A 13,453-nucleotide genomic window follows, 5' to 3' on the forward strand; every position below is an offset into this window, starting at 1 on the left:
ATGTGGTCAGTCGATGTGCCACCAGGCGCTGGGGTCGCGACTGGCCACCAGCGCCAACTGGTCTGCGGACAGGCCGATGGCCTTGCCCGGTGCGGCGATCGACACGAACCGCGCGGCGTGCAGCGACTTCTCGTCGAAGCGGACGAACTGGCTGCGCAGGGCGAAATCGGCGCTCTTGCTGTCCTGCTGCAGGGTCAGCGATCCATCCTCGCCGGCGAACAGATAATGGTCCGGCATCAATATGGGGGACAGCATGATGCTGCGGGCGCCTGCGCGGCCGGGTAGTTGGCGGAACTGGGTCTGCGCCAGCGAGGGGTTGCCCGCAACAAGCTTCGCGCCGTCATGCGCCATCAGGCGCGTGGGGTCGGTGGACGAAATGAAGCGTTCGGGCAGCGGGCCATTGCCCACCGGCACGCCGAAATCGGGGGTGCCGTCGGCCGCGTAATAGAGGCGCTGGACGCGGGTGTGGCGGTCCGGGTTGAACAGCGGGTCGCCCTGGATCGCCGCATAGTCGCGGCCATGATAGACGAGGATGTCGCGGCCCTTTTCGTCAACGGTGAAGCTGTTGTGGCCGGGGCCATAGACGCTGGTGGCGCTGTTGGTGACGAAGACCGGCTGGGGCGATTTGGTCCAGCTCCTGGCGTCGAGCAGGTCGGCATTCTCGTCCGCCGTCAGCAGGCCCAGGCAATAGCGGGCGTCGGTGGCGCTGGCCGAATAGGTCATGAACAGGCGGCCGTTGCGGTGCAGGATGGCCGGGGCCTCGGCCACCTCGTAGCCGCGAATTTCCCAGTCGAGCGTCGGCACGGTCAGGCGGGTGACCTGACTGCCCAGCTTCAGCGGGGATTCCAGCTTGGCGATATAAAGGTTGCTGTTCGTTTCGATCCCCGGCTCGCGCTGCGCCCAGGCGAAATAGCGCACGCCCTTGTGGACGAAGCTGGTCGAATCGAGGTTGAAGCTGTCCCAGGGCGTTTCCAGTTCGCCCAGCAGGCTCCACTTGCCGGTCATCGGATCGGCGCCGTCGCAGATGACGGCATAGGTGCGGATGCGGAACACATCGTCGCCACCACCGCTGGGGCCGGCGGCGAAATACATGATCCACCGGCCGTCGATCTGGTGCAGTTCGGGCGCCCAGATGAAGCCTGAGCGCGGGCCGCTGGCTTCATGGCGCCACAGCACGGCTTCGGCCGCGCTGGTCAGGCCCGCGATCGTCCTGGAACGACGCAGCACCAGCCGGTCATATTCGGGCACGGAACCGGTCAGATAATAATAGCCGTCGTCATGGCGGAAGACCTGCGCGTCGGCGCGCTGCTTGACCAGCGGATTGATCGGGCCGGGCGCGGTCGCCGGGGGCGATGCGGCGCGGGCGACGCCGGACGCGGCGGAGAGGGCGGCGGCGGTGCCGATGAAACCGCGGCGGGATAGGTCTAGGGACATCAAAGTCTCTCCGAAGGTGTTAGTCGGACTAATGGATTAATAGTGGGCTTGCGGCCAGCCATCGGCGCCCCAGGTGACGGGGGCGATGCGCAGGGTGGGGGCGCCGTTCGCCTGTTTGTCATAGGCGTGGTAGACGACATAGTCTTGGCCGTCCTTGTCGTGGAGCCAGCCCGCATGGCCGGGACCGCGGAATCGCTGCTGTTCCTGCAGATCGGCACGCAGGAAGATGGTGCCGCCGCCTTCCATCAGAGGACTGCCATCCTTGCCCAGATAGGGGCCGGTGATATCCTTGGATCGGCCCATGACGGTATAATAGGTGCTGTTGGCGCCCTTGCAGCAATAGTCGTAGCTGACCATCAGCCAGTAATAGCCGCCATGGTCGACGATGAAGGGGGCTTCGACCGGAGCAGGGCCGCCGGCCGGCGCAGGGCGGCGGGCGATGCTGAACGGCTTGGCCTTCGCATCCCTGGGCTTGCCGGTCTTCTGGTCCAGTGCGAACAGCTTGATACCGGTCCAGAAGCTGCCGAGCGACAGCCAGTGGCGGCCCTCCCGGTCGATGATGAAATTGGGATCGATGGCGTTATAGTCGTCGTCCTTGGTGGACAGGACGACCAGCCCCTCGTCGCGCCAACCGTAATTTTTCGCCTTCGGGTCCAGCGTCGGGCTGGTGGCGAGGCCGATGGCGGAGCGGTTCGATCCGAAGGTCGAGACGGAATAATAGAGCCGATAGCGGCCGTTGACGTAGGAAATGTTGGGCGCCCACATGCCGTCGCTGCCGGGGATCGCTTCCTTCGCCCAGGCAGGCAGCGCGGTGAAGATCGGATCGCCCGCGGTCCAGTGGATCAGGTCCGGCGAGGTGCGCGTCTCGATCAGCCGTTTGCCATGGCCGGTGCTGAACACATGATAGATATCGCCTTCGCGGGCGATGACCGGATCATGGGTGGGCACGAGGTCGCCGGTCAGGCGGCTGCCCAGCGTGGGCGCGGCGGGCTGCGCCGCCGCTTGCGCGCAGATGTGGCCGGTCAGGAGGGCGAGGCCCAGCAATGTCACAAGCGTCTGCCGCTTCATGCGGGCCTCTCCATTCATCATCGCATTCAGGGGATTGGAGCGGGCGATGATTCCACCCGCCGCCCGCTCCAAACAGGTTATTGCAGTTCCAGCACCACCACTGATTTGGCCGGCAGCGTCACGGTCAGCGTGCCGCCGCTGACCTGCGCGCCGGTGAAGGCGACGGGCTTGACGGTTTCGGGCGCGTCGAACGTGTTGTGGGCGTTCATTGCGCCGGCGGTCAGGATACGGCCGGTGACGCTGGCGGCATTCAGGCCGCCGAGCTTGACCGTGACCGTGTTGGCCTGATTGGGATCGAGGTTGGACAGGCCGACATGGAGCTTGCCATCCTTGCCACGCACCGCAGAGCCGCTGACGGCCGGCATCACGAACTGGTCTTTATTATACCAGGGCGTGTCGATGCTGATCGGCAGCACGGTCGCGTCCTGCCAGGGTTTGTACATTTCGAACACATGATAGGTGGGGGTCAGCACCATCTTCTTGCCGTCGGTCAGGATCATCGCCTGGAGGACGTTCACCATCTGCGCGATCGCGCTCATCTTGACCCGGTCGGCATGTTTGGCGAAGATATCCAGATGGATCGACGCCACCAGCGCGTCGCGCATCGTGTTCTGCTGGCGCAGGAAGCCGGGATGGGTACCGGGATCCTGCGCATACCAGGTGCCCCATTCGTCCACCGCCAGGAAGATGCGCTTGGCGGGGTCGTACTTGTCCATGATGGCGGTGTGCTTGGTGATCAGTTCATCCATGTGCACGGCTTTGGACAGGGTGTCGGCCCAGAGGGTCTCGTCGAAATTGACCGGATCGGCCTTGGGTGGCCAGCCGCCCTGGGGCAGGGTGTAATAATGGAGCGAAACGCCATCGAGCTGCGCGCCGGCTTCCCGCATCATCACTTCGGTCCAGTTGTAATCGTCGACATTGGCGCCCGCCGCGATCTTCAATATCTTGGTGCCGCTCGGCGCCTTGATGAAGGTGGCGTAGCGACGGGTGACGTCGGCGGCATATTCGGCGCGCATGTTGCCGCCGCAGCCCCACAGTTCGTTGCCTACGCCGAAATAGGGCACGGCCCAGGGTTCCTTATGGCCGTTCCTGGCGCGTTCGTCGGCCAGCGTGCCGGCGGGCGAGGTCATATATTCGACCCATTCGGCCATTTCCTGCGGCGTGCCGTTGCCGACATTGCCCGCGACATAGGCTTCCGCGCCGATCTGACGGATCAGTTCGAAAAATTCATGGGTGCCCACGGTGTTGGGTTCGGTCACGCCGCCCCAATGGGTGTTGATCTTGACCGGGCGCTTGGCTTTGCCGCCAATGCCTTCACGCCAATGATATTCGTCGGCGAAGCAGCCGCCGGGCCAGCGCACGACGGGAACCGATAGATTCTTAAGCGCCGCAATCACGTCGTTGCGGAAACCGTTGGTGTTGGGGATCGACTTGTCGTTGCCGACCCACAGGCCACCATAGATGCCGTTGCCCAGATGTTCGGCGAACTGGGTGAAGATGCGCCTGTCATAGACCGGGCCGGGCTTGGCGGCGTCGATCGTGGCGGTCGTGGGCTTGCCGCCGGTGTCGGCGCTGGCGGGCTGCCAAACCAAGGCGCTGGCGCAGAACAGCAGCGCGCTGGCGGTGCGGCGCAGGGTTTTTGTCATGTCCGTCCTCTCCTGTTGATATCAGTCGTGAAATGCTTGCGTGGTCTGGCGGGTGCCGCGCAGGAAGGCGTCGGCGACCAGCCGCAGCGGGCTGGTGTCGACATCCGACCGGCCGCCCCGGATCAGCGTGGCGAAACGGGCGTAGAGGCCGGCATATTCGACATCCTCGCCATGTTCGGTGCCGCTGGGCAGGGTCAGTACCGCACCGCCATGGGCGAGTTTGAGCGTACCCGCGTCGGTGTCTACGACGATGTCCCAGCTTTGCGGGCCGGTCTGACGCCAGTCGAGATCCATATGGATCGCCGCGCCCGCGGTATCGCGAAAGCTGAGGTCCGCGGCGATCGGCGCGGCGCGATTTTCCGGCAGCACCAGCGTCGCGTCCTTCAGGAAGAAGGGACGCGGCAAGATATGGGTGACGATCGACAGCGCGTTGATGCCGGGATCGAAGACGCCGAGGCCGCCGGGCTGCCAGATCCAGGCCTGGCCCGGATGCCAGACGCGGACATCCTCGCGCCAGACGATCGATACCTTCTCGATCTTGCGCTCGGCCAGCCAGGCGCGTGCCGGGGCGACCCCGGCGGCGAAGCGGCTGTGCCAGGCGGCGAACAGGCTGACGCCGACCTTGTCGGCCTGGACCTTGAGCGCCTCCACCTCTGCCAAAGTCGCGCCGGGCGGCTTTTCCAGGAAGAGGTGGACGCCCTTCGTCAGCGCCTGCGTCGCCAGATCGTAGCGGACCTGGGGCGGTGTACAGAGCGCGATCGCGTCCACCGCCGGCCCCTGCGCCAGCAGATCGTCCAGGCTGGCATGATGCGGCACGCCATCGAGGCCCGCGTCGTGCGGGCTGACGGTGGCGGCCAGGCTGAAGGCGCTGTTGCCCCGGATCGCGGGCACATGCTGATCGCGCGCGATCTTGCCTATGCCCACGATCGCGATACGGATCGGGTCCATGTCGATGGGTTCAGAGCTGCTGGACGGCGACCTGAACGGGCGCGGCGCGCTTCAGCGGGTTGCGCACCGGCAGGGTGAAGGGGGCAGCGAGGATTTCGAACACATCGCCTTCCTGCGGTACGATGCCGTCGCTGAAGGACAGGGTCGCCGTGCCGAAGAAATGGACATGTACGTCGCCCGCGCGGCGGAACAGGTCATATTTGAAATGATGATGTTCCAGATTGGCGAAACTGTGCGACATATTGCCTTCGCCCGACAGGAACGGCTTTTCCCAGATCACTTCGCCATCGCGCAGGATGCGGCTCGACCCTTCGATATGGTCCGGCGGGGTGCCGACCAGCAGTTCCGGGCCGAGCGCGGCCTGGCGCAGCTTGGAGTGGGCGAGCCACAGATAGTTATGACGCTCGGTCACATGGTCGCTGAACTCGTTGGCGAGCGCGAGGCCGAGGCGATAGGGGGTGCCGTCTTCGCCGATGATGTAGACGCCGGCGATTTCCGGCTCCTCGCCGCCATCCTGGGCGAAGGCGGGCATGACCAGCGGATCGGTGGGACCAACGAGCTGCGACCCGTCGCCCTTGTAGAACCATTCGGGCTGCTGGCCCGTGACGCCGGGGGCGGGCTTGCCGCCTTCCAGGCCTTCCAGGAACATGCGCATCGAATCGGTCTGCTTTTCGGCGACGGCGGCTTCGCGGTGCATCTTGTCGCGGCCTTCGGCGGAACCGAGATGGGTAAGGCCGGTGCCGGTCAGTTGCACATGCGCACCATCGTCATGATCGATGGGGGCGAGCAGGCGGTTCGCTTCGAATTCGGCGGCGATATCGACGGCGGCACCCCGGCCGGCAGCCTCGACCGCGGCGGCGAGGCTGATCTTCTGCGCGATCGCATGGAGCGCCAGCGCGCGGATCGTGGCAAAGCCCGGCACGACATAAGCAGCGTCGCCCTGCGCGGCGATGACCGTCCGCTCGCCACTGTCCGAACGATGCTGCAACAGGCGCAATGTCATGAAAACTCTCCTCCCGCGCGCCTGGAAACGGCGCTCAATCCAAATCACAAGCCTCTTGCCGCACGCCTGAATATCGTCCGGTCGAACGAGGCGGCGGCGGTGAATCTGCTAATTACTCCGACATATTACAGGATGATGGTAATGGCAATGCTTGTATTATAGGGACGGATGTGCCTGATTGGGGAAAGGCGAGAGGAGCGGAAATGGTGAAGGAAAATCCGTCTTTGCACAGTGATGAGACGGAAAACGGCGGCGGAGCCAAGGCGGTTCGGGGTCCGGGACGGCGGTTGCACGGCGCGATCGCGCACAAGCTGGGCATGGCTATCTTGTCCGGCCAATATCAGCCGGGCGACGTGCTGTCGGGCGAAGTTGCCTTCGCCGAGGAACTGGAAGTGTCGCGCAGCGCCTATCGCGAAGCGATTCAGGTGCTGACCGCCAAGGGGCTGGTCGAAAGCCGGCCCAAGGCGGGCACCCGTGTCCTGCCGCGCAATCGCTGGAACCTGCTCGACCCCGAAGTGCTGGCCTGGGCCTTTGCCGGCGAGCCGGACATCCAGTTCGTGCGCGACCTGTTCGAACTGCGCGCCATCGTGGAGCCTGCCGCTGCGCGGCTGGCGGCGCAGCGCCGTGACAAGGAGGATCTGCGGATCATGAAGGACGCGCTTGCCGCGATGCGCCGCCACACGCTGGCGACCGAGGCGGGGCGGGCGGCTGACCGCGATTTCCACAATGCGATCCTGCACGCAACGCGCAACGACGCGCTGCTGGTGCTGACCGCCAGCATCGGCGCGGCGGTGAATTGGACGACGCAATATAAACAGCGCGCCCGCGCTTTGCCACGCAACCCGATCCCCGACCATGTCCGCGTCTATGACGCGATCGCCGCGGGCGATCCCGCGGCCGCGGCGGAGGCGATGGGCGTGCTGGTCGATCTGGCGCTGGAGGATACGGCGAGCGCGATGGAGCGCTGAAAAAAAGGTTTGCCTAAATAAAAAGGCCGGAGCGGATATGCCGCTCCGGCCTTTTTTGCCGTCCGAAGGGCTTGCCCTTGGCCTTATTCCGCCGCGACCTGTTGGTCCGGCAGCGCATTGGTCGTCTTCGATCCCCAGAGCGCATAGAAGAGGATGTAGAGTTCGCAGATCGCGGTCAGCAGGAAGCTGGTCTGCAGGCCGTAATGATCCGCCAGCCAACCCTGCACCACCACCAGCGCGCCGCCGGCGATCGCCATGATGAGCAGGCCCGAACCTTCTTCGGTCAGCGGGCCGAGCCCCTTGATGCCGAGCGTGAAGATGGTCGGGAACATGATCGAATGGAACAGGCCGACCAGGATCAGCGACCACATGGCGACCGGGCCGGTGGTGAAGACGGTGACCAGCATCACGACGAAGGCGCCGATCGAGAAGGCGGCGAGGACATGGCCCGCGTCGAACTTCTGCATGATCGCGGAACCCGCGAACCGGCCCACCATCATGCCGCCCCACAGGAAGGTGAGATAACGGCCCGCCTGCTCATGGGTCAGGTTGGCGATGTCGGGCTGGCTGACGAAGTTGACGAACAGGTTGGCGACGCCGATTTCGGCGATCAGATAGATGAAGATCGCCGGGATGCCGAACACCAGGTTGCGGTGGTTCCAGAGTGAATGCTTCTTGCGCTCTTCCTTGTTGTGGCGCTGTGTCGCATTGCCCATGGCGGGCAAGGGAAAGCGGGCGATGACGATGGCCAGCACCGCCAGCACGGCCGCGACGATCACATAGGGCAGGATCACGGACTGGGCGTCGGCCAGCCGTTCGGCCTGGGTCAGGACGACATCGCCCTGCGCTGTGCCGCCCTTGGACCGGCCCAGGATCAGATAGGCGCCGAACAGCGGCGCCAGCATCGTGCCGGCCGAGTTCATCGCCTGCACCAGATTGAGCCGCGACGAGGCGGTTTCGGGCTTGCCGACGATCGCGACATAGGGGTTGGCCGCGACCTGCAGCAGGGTGATCCCGCTGGCGATCACGAACAGCATGACCAAAGTCACGCCATAGGAGGGGATCGACGCCGCGACGGTCATGCCCAGCGCGCCGGCCGCCATGATGAGCAGGCCGATCACCAGCGACTTCTGGTAACCGACCCGTTCGATCAGCTTGGCCGATGGGATCGACGCCACGAAATAAGCGATGAACCAGACCGATTCGATCAAGGTCGTCTGGGTGTAGCTCAGCTCGAACACGCTGCGCAGATGCGGCAGCAGCGTGTTGTTGATGACGGTAATGAAGCCCCACATGAAGAAGAGGCTGGCCAGCAACGCCAGCGCCGGGCCGTAGCGCGTGCCGGGATTGTGCGTCGCGGTTACGCCCGCGCCTGATGAGATCGGTCCTGCCATTCATCCTTCTCCACTGCAGTTCCAGCAGCGGGCCGCCCGATCAAGGGTTGCGCCCGCTTATTTTGTCGGAGTATATCTCCCTCAACCGCCCGTCAATGGGCGCAGCTACTGGGAGGAAGTCCATGCGAAAGGTCGTCGATTTGAAAACAGCGTTGTCACCCGCTGTCGGTCTGTATGCGCTGGCGCTCACGCTCGCAAGCGGCACGGCACTCGCCGCCGACGCCAGCCGCGCGCCGGCCGGCACCGCCAACGGCGCGGCGGTCGAAGCGATCACGCTGAAGAATGGCGCGGGCGTCTCTGCCAAAATTCTGACCTATGGCGCGACGCTCCAGTCGCTGTCCGGCCCCGGCAAGGACGGCAAAGTCGCCGACGTGCTGCTCGGTTATGATGATCTCAAATCCTATGTCGACTTCCCCAATTATTTCGGGGTGACGGTGGGCCGCTATGCCAACCGCATCGCCGGCGGCCAATTCAGCCTCGACGGCAAACCCTATCAGTTGCCGCTCAATGACAAGGTCAACACGCTGCACGGCGGCGGCAAGGGCTTCGACAAGCAGGTGTGGAAGGTCGTGTCCCTGAAGAGCGGCCCCAAGGCGAGCCTGGTGCTGGGGCTGACCAGCCCGGACGGCGATTCGGGCTATCCCGGCAAGCTGGACGTGACCGTCACTTATACGCTGGACGAAAGCGGCAACCTCGGCATCGCTTTCGACGCGAAGACCGACAAGCCGACCATCGTCAACATGACCAACCACGCCATTTTCAATTTGCAGGGCGAAGGGTCGCCTGACGGCGCGATGGGCCATCTGCTGACGATCCCGGCCAAGGCCTATACGCCGGTCGACGCGAACCTCATCCCCACCGGCGAACTGAAGCCGGTCGAGGGCGGCGTGTTCGATTTCCGCAGCGCCCGCCGCGTGGCGGACGGGCTGCGCGATGGCCGCGATGCGCAGATCATCGCCGGCCGTGGCTATGACCATAATTGGGCGCTGGACAAGGGCGCGACCAGAACGCCGGAACTGGCCGCGCGGCTGGAAGATCCGGTGTCGGGCCGCGTGCTGGAAGTGCTGACGACCGAACCGGGCGTGCAATTCTATACCGGCAATTTCCTCGACGGCACCTTCATCGGCAAGGGCAGCCATGTCTATCGCATGGGCGACGGCATCGCGCTGGAGCCGCAGAAATTCCCTGACGCGCCCAACAAGCCGAACTTCATTTCGGCCCGCGTCGATCCCGGCAAGCCCTACCATCATGAAATGGTCTATCGCCTGTCGGTGGCCCGCTGATGCCGGAATGGCGGCTGATCGCGCGCGATGTTGCCGACACGCTGGGGGAGGGGACGCTCTGGTCGGCGCGCGGCAACGCGGTCTACTGGGTCGATATCCTTGCCCCCGCGCTCAACCGGCTGTCACCGGAGAGCGGGGCGGTCGAGCGTTTGGCCATGCCCGAGCCGCTGGGCTGGGTGGCGGAGCGCGGGGCGGGCGGCTTCATCGGCGGTTTTCAGAGCGGTTTTGCCGACATCAGCCTCGATCCCCTGACCATCACCCCCTTCGGCGATCCGGAGCCGCATTTCCCCGGCAACCGGATGAACGATGGCAAGGCGGATGGACAGGGCGCCATCTGGTGCGGCACGATGGACATGGCCGAAGAGCATGACCGCGGCGCGCTTTATCGCCTCGCGCCCGATCGTAGCTGGACCGTGGTGGACAGCGACTATCGCGTGCCCAACGGTCCCTGTTTCTCGCCTTGCGGCCAGTGGCTCTATCATAGCGATACCGCGAAAAAGCAGATGTACCGCTTCCGCCGGACCGAGGATGGCGCGACCGGGCGGGAGCCGTTCATCAGCTTCGGCGAGGAGGATGGCTATCCCGACGGCATGACCGTGGATGCGGACGGCCATATCTGGGTCGCCCATTGGGGTGGCAGCCGGATCAGCCGATTCACGCCCGAAGGCAGGCTGGACCGCATCATTGAAATGCCGGCGCGGCAGGTGACCAACATCACCTTCGCAGGGCCGAATCTCGATCGCATGTTCGTCAGTTCGGCGACGGTGGGCCTCGATGATCCGACCGAATATGATGGCGGTTTCTTCGAGGTGGAGAGCGGCGTGCGCGGCCTGCCGACCAACCTGTACGCGGGCTGATCTCCGAGCAATGACGCCTGCCGCGGCGCGGTCGTCGCAGCATGGCCGCGCCCTTTCCATTTTTACCGATCAAAGCTGGTTGCGTCGCTTGCGCGAATCCACTAGAGCGTCGGGACAACGTTGTCATGACCTCTCCAAAGTCGGACGATGTTGCGATCCCGGACGGCCCTCTGATGAACTGCACGCATCTTCGGCCGTCCGGGGCGATTTTTCCCCATCGCTTCTATTTTCGCGCATCGGCCGCGTGACCATGCCATCGCGGCGAGATCGCGACCGGCTTCCACAGGTCCGGCCCCAGCAGCAGCAATGCCGCGCCCAGACTGGCGCTGGCGAAGCAGGTGGCGGCCAGCAGCAATTGCACCGGCGTGACAAGATCGGATTGCCTGATAAGCGCGCGCAGTGCCGCGCCCTGCAACGCAAGGCTGGCGATCAGCGCGAGGCCCAGCAACCGCAGGCCGATCTGCGCGGCGGGGCGGGGATGCCAATCGACCATGATTCCTGCGCCTCCATCATCGGGGAGGCGCTCTATCTATCGGTCGGCGTAGAGGGTTTCGAGAGCGAGAAAAGCCGCGCGGCGTTGAAATAGCGTAGGAATAGGCTGCTATTTCCGCCGCCAGCGCCGGAACAGCGACACGCCCAGCACGCCGCCGCCCACCACCGCCGCGATCGCGCCGCCGGCCGACGCCAGCGCCCATGCGCCGGCCGCAAGCAGGCCCGTCAGGAAATCGACGATAATAAGGGTGAGATGGATCATGTCAGGAACAAGACGGCGCTACTGGCCGAGTTCCTTGGCTTCCTGATATTTCAGTTCGAGAAAACGGTTCTGGGTCGCCAGCTTGTCGAGGTCGCCGCTGGCCAGCGTCTCGCTCATCCGGCCGATTTCCGCGTCGATCACGGACAGGCCGTCGATCAGTTGCTTCTCGGGCACGCGGCCATTGCGCTCCTCGCGGCGCAGCGGCTGCGGGATCGACTGATAGCCCGTGACCAGTTCGGGCAGATGATCGGCCAGTAGTTTGCGGATTTCCTGCGCCGCCGGTTCCTGTTCGCCCAGCCGCTCCAGTTGCGGGGCGAGGATTTCCAGCTTGACGCCGATGCTGTCGACCAGGGTGATTGCCGGGGCGGGCAGCGCCTTGCGCTGGTTTTCCAGCCAGATTTCGGTCTTGAGCGGCAGGGCGGTAAGTTGGGTTGCGGCAAGCGCCTCCGTCTTCACCCGACTTTCCGTCGGCGCCAGCGCGATCAGCAGCAGCGCGGCGATCATCACGCCCAGCGCGATCATGACGCCGGTGGTGCCCAGCGGCAGGACGAAGCCCGCCACCGCGCTGGCCAGCAGGATCGCCAGCACCGCCCAGAAGGCATATTTGACCTTGCGGATCAGCCCGGCATTGCGCCGCTGCCGCGCACGCGCGGACAGGCTCTGCCCGCGCGCGCTATGGCGGCGTAGCACCGCTTCGGCATCGGCCAGCACGCGGTCGGATCGGCTCACTGGGCTTCCTCCGAAATACGTTCGCCCTGAGCGAAGTCGAAGGGCTCGCCTGATCGCAGCGAAGGCGCCTCGCTCCGCTCGGCAGAGGGCTTCGACAAGCTCAGCCCGAACGGACATAGGGGAAGCATTGCGTTCACCCCTCGATCGCGCTCAGCAGAGGATTGTCGGCGCGGACTTCCTTGGCGGCCTGCGCCTGCCCCTCCGCACGGGCGATATAGCCCTTGGACTTTTCCACCTCGCCCGACAATGTATTCACCGTCGTCTTCATATTCTCCAGCGCCTTCAGCTTGAAGGCGTCGATATTGTCCATCGTGTCATAGATATTCTGGAAGGCGCGCTGGAGCGTTTCGATCGGGATCGTGCTGCTGGCGGCCTGCTCGTGGATTTGCGCGGTCTGGCTTTTGAGCAATTCGCCGGTCCGGTCGATCATGTTGGCGGTGGTGGTGTTGAGCGCGCTGATCTGCTCCAGCACCAGCCGCTGCCCGGCCAGCGCCTGCGCCACCGTGACCGCCGTGCGCAGTGCCGCGACCGTGGTCGTGCTGGCGCGATCGACGCCCTTGACCAGTTCGACATTGTTCTTCTTGACCAGATCCAGCGCCAGATAGCCCTGCACCGTCACCGCCATCTGCGTCAGCAGATCCTGCGTACGCTGGCGGATGTAGAACAGCGCGCTTTCGCGGATCGCCTTGGCCTTGGTCGGGTCGGTCGAATCCAGTTCGAGCGCCTTGGATTCGAGGCGGGCGTCCATGGTCTTGCTGATATGGATCATCTGTTCCAACCGGCCCATGGTCTGCCACATATTCTGGCGTTCGACATCGATCGCGGCATTGTCCTTGATGAGAACATCCTTGCCGCTGGCCAGCGACCCCAGGATCGAATTGATATGACCCTGCGCGCTCTTATAGCCGTCGAAATAGTCGCGCATCTTGTTGCCGAACGGGATGATGCCGAACAGCTTCTTGGGCGCGAGCAGATTGCCGCGCTTGCCCGGATCAAGGTCTTCCACCGTGCGGCGCAGTTCGGCCAGATCCGCGCCGACCTTCGTATCGCTGTCCATCGCCCGCACCGGGCGATCGAGGAAGCGGTTGGAGTGGCCCGCGGCCTCGGCAATCTCCTTGCGCCCCATATTGGTCAACTGGTCGACCCGCGCGCCGAATTCGGGCGAATTGGCGTCCTGCGCGACGAGGTCCGCAACGAAGGCGTCGACCTTCTCGTCCAGCTTGGACTTTTTCTCATCCTCGATGGGTACGAGGCCGGACGCCTTTTCGGGCGCGACCACCGGCACCGGATCGGGCGGCGTCAGGTTGAGGGCGTCGGCAGTCGCGGTCGTCGTGGGCGCAGTGGTGGCCATATCGTCTCCAGTCGCCAT

At 64.7% G+C, this 13,453-nt stretch carries 13 protein-coding genes; 3 read left to right on the top strand and 10 right to left on the bottom strand.

All coding sequences use genetic code 11. The annotated features are described in order from the left end of the window. Positions 1–6: 6 nt before the first annotated feature. The 5 genes from ABT375_RS15720 to araD1 all read right to left on the bottom strand — a co-directional run bounded on the left by ABT375_RS15720 (position 7) and on the right by araD1 (position 6,099). A complete protein-coding gene (locus ABT375_RS15720) occupies positions 7–1,434 on the bottom strand; it encodes a family 43 glycosylhydrolase (RefSeq protein WP_416463266.1) in 1,428 nt (475 codons plus the stop codon). Positions 1,435–1,470: 36 nt separating this feature from the next. Next, positions 1,471–2,502, bottom strand: coding sequence for an arabinan endo-1,5-alpha-L-arabinosidase (locus ABT375_RS15725; RefSeq protein ID WP_416463267.1), 1,032 nt, complete (start codon positions 2,500–2,502; stop codon positions 1,471–1,473). A gap of 77 nt (positions 2,503–2,579) precedes the next feature. Then, a complete protein-coding gene (locus tag ABT375_RS15730) occupies positions 2,580–4,148 on the bottom strand; it encodes an alpha-N-arabinofuranosidase (protein WP_416463268.1) in 1,569 nt (522 codons plus the stop codon). A 21-nt stretch (positions 4,149–4,169) separates the two neighbouring features. After that, positions 4,170–5,096 carry a Gfo/Idh/MocA family protein gene (locus ABT375_RS15735; protein ID WP_224550179.1) on the bottom strand — a complete coding sequence of 309 codons (927 nt, stop codon included), beginning with the start codon at positions 5,094–5,096 and terminating at the stop codon, positions 4,170–4,172. 10 nt (positions 5,097–5,106) lie between these two features. Further along, a complete protein-coding gene (araD1, locus tag ABT375_RS15740) occupies positions 5,107–6,099 on the bottom strand; it encodes an AraD1 family protein (protein ID WP_416463269.1) in 993 nt (330 codons plus the stop codon). Between the two features lie 203 nt (positions 6,100–6,302). Between araD1 and ABT375_RS15745 the strand changes: the two genes are divergently transcribed. Continuing rightward, the gene (locus ABT375_RS15745; protein ID WP_066605882.1) at positions 6,303–7,067 is read left to right on the top strand and encodes a FadR/GntR family transcriptional regulator; all 765 of its coding nucleotides are present in this window, start codon (positions 6,303–6,305) and stop codon (positions 7,065–7,067) included. Between the two features lie 83 nt (positions 7,068–7,150). On the opposite strand, the gene ABT375_RS15750 is transcribed toward ABT375_RS15745, so the two are convergent. Next, positions 7,151–8,461 (bottom strand): sugar MFS transporter, encoded by a 1,311-nt coding sequence (locus ABT375_RS15750; RefSeq protein WP_416463270.1) that lies wholly within the window; start codon positions 8,459–8,461, stop codon positions 7,151–7,153. Positions 8,462–8,583: 122 nt separating this feature from the next. Here ABT375_RS15750 and ABT375_RS15755 point away from each other — a divergent pair, with 122 nt between their 5' ends. Together ABT375_RS15755 and ABT375_RS15760 are read left to right on the top strand one after the other, a co-directional pair. Beyond that, positions 8,584–9,744: an aldose epimerase family protein gene (locus ABT375_RS15755; RefSeq protein ID WP_416463271.1), complete on the top strand. Its 1,161-nt coding sequence runs from the start codon at positions 8,584–8,586 to the stop codon at positions 9,742–9,744. Next, a complete protein-coding gene (locus ABT375_RS15760) occupies positions 9,744–10,601 on the top strand; it encodes an SMP-30/gluconolactonase/LRE family protein (RefSeq protein ID WP_416463272.1) in 858 nt (285 codons plus the stop codon). The genes ABT375_RS15755 and ABT375_RS15760 overlap by 1 nt, the downstream gene beginning before the upstream one ends. Positions 10,602–10,824: 223 nt before the next feature. Here the strand turns inward: ABT375_RS15760 and ABT375_RS15765 are convergent, their stop codons facing one another. The 4 genes from ABT375_RS15765 to ABT375_RS15780 form a co-directional block, all read right to left on the bottom strand. Further along, positions 10,825–11,094 (bottom strand): hypothetical protein, encoded by a 270-nt coding sequence (locus tag ABT375_RS15765; protein ID WP_224550183.1) that lies wholly within the window; start codon positions 11,092–11,094, stop codon positions 10,825–10,827. A gap of 108 nt (positions 11,095–11,202) precedes the next feature. Next, complete coding sequence (locus tag ABT375_RS15770) at positions 11,203–11,355, bottom strand: hypothetical protein (protein ID WP_165363574.1); 153 nt, start codon at positions 11,353–11,355, stop codon at positions 11,203–11,205. An 18-nt stretch (positions 11,356–11,373) separates the two neighbouring features. After that, positions 11,374–12,084: a hypothetical protein gene (locus ABT375_RS15775; RefSeq protein ID WP_261935545.1), complete on the bottom strand. Its 711-nt coding sequence runs from the start codon at positions 12,082–12,084 to the stop codon at positions 11,374–11,376. A 133-nt stretch (positions 12,085–12,217) separates the two neighbouring features. Continuing rightward, positions 12,218–13,435, bottom strand: a complete 1,218-nt coding sequence (locus ABT375_RS15780) for a toxic anion resistance protein (protein ID WP_416463273.1) — start codon at positions 13,433–13,435, stop codon at positions 12,218–12,220. Positions 13,436–13,453 lie beyond the last annotated feature (18 nt).

This window comes from Sphingomonas sp. VDB2 (assembly GCF_047946695.1).
Classification (GTDB): Bacteria; Pseudomonadota; Alphaproteobacteria; order Sphingomonadales; family Sphingomonadaceae; genus Sphingobium; species Sphingobium bisphenolicum.

Excerpts from the sequence above, each read along its gene's own strand:
- araD1 (WP_416463269.1), bottom strand. The coding sequence starts at position 6,099 with ATGACATTGCGCCTGTTGCAGCATCGTTCGGACAGTGGCGAGCGGACG.
- ABT375_RS15780 (WP_416463273.1), bottom strand. The coding sequence starts at position 13,435 with ATGGCCACCACTGCGCCCACGACGACCGCGACTGCCGACGCCCTCAAC.
- ABT375_RS15755 (WP_416463271.1), top strand. The coding sequence starts at position 8,584 with ATGCGAAAGGTCGTCGATTTGAAAACAGCGTTGTCACCCGCTGTCGGT.
- ABT375_RS15750 (WP_416463270.1), bottom strand. The coding sequence starts at position 8,461 with ATGGCAGGACCGATCTCATCAGGCGCGGGCGTAACCGCGACGCACAAT.
- ABT375_RS15720 (WP_416463266.1), bottom strand. The coding sequence starts at position 1,434 with ATGTCCCTAGACCTATCCCGCCGCGGTTTCATCGGCACCGCCGCCGCC.
- ABT375_RS15760 (WP_416463272.1), top strand. The coding sequence starts at position 9,744 with ATGCCGGAATGGCGGCTGATCGCGCGCGATGTTGCCGACACGCTGGGG.
- ABT375_RS15725 (WP_416463267.1), bottom strand. The coding sequence starts at position 2,502 with ATGAAGCGGCAGACGCTTGTGACATTGCTGGGCCTCGCCCTCCTGACC.
- ABT375_RS15730 (WP_416463268.1), bottom strand. The coding sequence starts at position 4,148 with ATGACAAAAACCCTGCGCCGCACCGCCAGCGCGCTGCTGTTCTGCGCC.
- ABT375_RS15770 (WP_165363574.1), bottom strand. The coding sequence starts at position 11,355 with ATGATCCATCTCACCCTTATTATCGTCGATTTCCTGACGGGCCTGCTT.
- ABT375_RS15765 (WP_224550183.1), bottom strand. The coding sequence starts at position 11,094 with ATGGTCGATTGGCATCCCCGCCCCGCCGCGCAGATCGGCCTGCGGTTG.
- ABT375_RS15735 (WP_224550179.1), bottom strand. The coding sequence starts at position 5,096 with ATGGACCCGATCCGTATCGCGATCGTGGGCATAGGCAAGATCGCGCGC.
- ABT375_RS15745 (WP_066605882.1), top strand. The coding sequence starts at position 6,303 with ATGGTGAAGGAAAATCCGTCTTTGCACAGTGATGAGACGGAAAACGGC.